This is a genomic window from uncultured Thiocystis sp., from assembly GCF_903866365.1.
Lineage (GTDB): Bacteria > Pseudomonadota > Gammaproteobacteria > Chromatiales > Chromatiaceae > Chromatium.
Genome location: NZ_CAIPNF010000146.1, coordinates 1 through 2,410 on the forward strand (window position 1 = coordinate 1; position 2,410 = coordinate 2,410).

Consider the following 2,410-nt stretch of genomic DNA (forward strand, 5'->3'; position numbering starts at 1 on the left):
CGGGTGGCAATTCCTTCAGAAACGCTTCAAACGCAAGATCGACGGGCTGAGGGGCGTGGAGCATGGCAGCAAAAAGCTAACACATCGCACCTCTCCACTGATTTTCAAGGGCTTGTCGGCTATGTTGGCGCTTATGGGATCGCTCCCCAGGGGGGCGGTCCTTTTTTTGAGGTCCGCCAATGAAAGCTGTTCACAAAGATCGCCAGTCTCCCGCGCGTCTCCTCGCGCGCGAAATCGAAACCCTCGCGAACCGGGGGCGGCGCGACCGTCCCGACGAGTGGCTGCACTTCCTTTGCCAGGACGTGCTGGCCGGCTTCGGGCGGCGGCTCCAACAGCCCTGGGACGAGGAACGCCAGGAGGCGCTGTACGCGCTGTCGAGCCTCTACGGCAAGCTGGTCGCAGAGCACCCCTGGACCGATATTTTGGGTCCAACCGATATGGAACTCGGTTCGAGCGGCCAGCAACGCTGGTTAGGCCAATACTTTACGCCACAAACCGTGGCGTCCTGCATGGCCGAGATGCAGTTCGTCGGACTGGATGACCGGCTGAACGACGTTAGGCTCATTCGCGTGATGGAGCCCATCTGCGGGTCGGGCGTGATGCGGCTGGCGGCATGCGATGGCGTGCAACGCCACCATGGCGTCTGTGCCCTGCAACGGTTTGCCTTGACTGCGATCGACGTCGATCACCTGTGCGCAGCCATGACCGCGACGCAACTGCTGGCCAACGCGACCTTCCATGGCGCACTCGGCGAAGTGCACGTCTACCAGGGCGACGCGCTCACGCACGAAGACTGAAACGTCATCGTGTCGCTCGCGTGGTCACCAATCAACGAACGTGGGTTGCTGGATCACGACGATCCGCTGGAAGACCAGGCGATGCCGTCCGGCCCGATGCCGATCGGCGTCAACGCCATTCCCGCCGCGTCCGCAGTCCGGGTTGGCGAGCAACGGTCGCTGTTTTAAGACAGAGCATGATCGAAGCGATGGATGTCGGGGCCAATGTGCCCCGGAACCTGTCCCCTCCGCATCCCCGCTGGGTGTGTGTTGAGCGGACAGGTTTCCCTGCGATCTCACCTGGTTGAGATCGTTCATCGCCTGCGCGGGCGATTCATCAAGACCGCGCGCACCATCGGCAAGCCTCGTGCTTGCAGTCAACCCGCCAGCCTTCGCTGGTTCACCCCCTGGGGAGATCGCACCTTCCCCTTGGGAATCATGCGCCTCCTCGTTTCTTCGGAGACAGCGTATGAACGATCTCTATGTCATCCAGGTGACCGGCGGTTACTCAACCATCGGGCATCACGTCGCTGAACGCCGCCGTCGGCAGGTGCTTGACTGGTTGGGTCTGCCCTGTGCCGCCGTGCCGTTGGGCAGCGACGAACATCTTCAGGCTTACCACACGGCCATGCGCCTTGGGCGTGAGCATCATCAGGCCACCGGCCAACGGTGTTGGGCCGATCTGGTTCCCACCTTGGTTGGGCTGGAGCAGCACCGGGTCGCGGTGTACGACCCAGAGGGCCGCGAAACCAGGCGGTTCTGGGTCGCCAGGTCGAGCGGCTGGATGCCCTGCCACCTCTCGTTGCTGCGCATCACGTCGCGGGCGGGTTTTCCCGCTGATGTCGAGCCGGGCGAAACCGTCCGGGTCATTCGCCGCCGGCCCTCGCGGATTCGCGCGCGCTGACCCGCGCCTGCGCCAGATCGCTGGCATTTACCCCCAATGGGAGACGTACTCCTGCGGGGGCGTTTCCCGTGACGAATGGAAGATTATCGATGAATCAATATCTTGTGAGCAAAGACATGATCGTGCGCGTCAATGTCACCGTGACGGCGGCCTCCGAAGACGAGGCGCTCGCCTTCGCGAAACAACACAACCGCCAGCTCGATTGGGAGCGCGAAGCCGATTCCTGGTTCATCGAATTCAATCATCCCTGTTGGCTGGTTGAAAAACGCGACATCCCAGCACCGAGTTTCGACCATGCCGAACTGCTCGAAAACGTGGTCGTGAAGGCGCGGGAATCGCTCCTCCCGACCAGTCCCGTGAGCGATGGGATCGACGCCGATTGGCTGGAAAATCTCATCATCAATCAACCGGATGTGCTCGATGTGCTCGGGAGCGCAACGACGAAAAACGCTCTCGGCCTGATCGTCTGGGTCGAAGCAGACAAACGCCGCTTCAGCTTTCTGGCGTCGGACGCCTTGTTCCGCCTCGTGCTGTTGGCGCGGGCAGCCGGCTTGTCGACGCCGGAGACCGAGGAGGCGCAAGCCTTCTGTGCACGATACGGAAACAAGCTGGATGCGTGGTTGACGACGGTTCAGGTCGGCTAGTTCGTCGGCCAGTTTGACGCCTTCCCGATCGGGAAGGCCAACACCTCTCACCCTGGCGGGAAGCGTCTCCCCGCAAGGGGTACGTC

The 2,410-nt window shown here is 62.2% G+C and carries 5 protein-coding genes; all 5 read left to right on the top strand.

All coding sequences use genetic code 11. From position 1 onward, the window contains the following. Window positions 1-183 (top strand): hypothetical protein (locus QZY07_RS08495; RefSeq protein ID WP_295401551.1); only part of this gene is annotated, 183 nt, incomplete at its 5' end. Then, window positions 180-797 (top strand): N-6 DNA methylase, encoded by a 618-nt coding sequence (locus QZY07_RS08500; RefSeq protein ID WP_295401552.1) that lies wholly within the window; start codon window positions 180-182, stop codon window positions 795-797. The genes QZY07_RS08495 and QZY07_RS08500, both read left to right, overlap by 4 nt. 45 nt (window positions 798-842) lie before the next feature. Continuing rightward, entirely contained in the window at window positions 843-965 is a 123-nt protein-coding gene (locus QZY07_RS08505) for a hypothetical protein (RefSeq protein ID WP_295401553.1), read from the top strand. Window positions 966-1,245: 280 nt separating this feature from the next. Further along, on the top strand, window positions 1,246-1,680 hold the full coding sequence (locus QZY07_RS08510) for a hypothetical protein (protein ID WP_295401554.1): 435 nt from the start codon (window positions 1,246-1,248) through the stop codon (window positions 1,678-1,680). 89 nt (window positions 1,681-1,769) lie between these two features. Then, the gene (locus QZY07_RS08515; protein ID WP_295401555.1) at window positions 1,770-2,324 is read left to right on the top strand and encodes a hypothetical protein; all 555 of its coding nucleotides are present in this window, start codon (window positions 1,770-1,772) and stop codon (window positions 2,322-2,324) included. Window positions 2,325-2,410 lie beyond the last annotated feature (86 nt).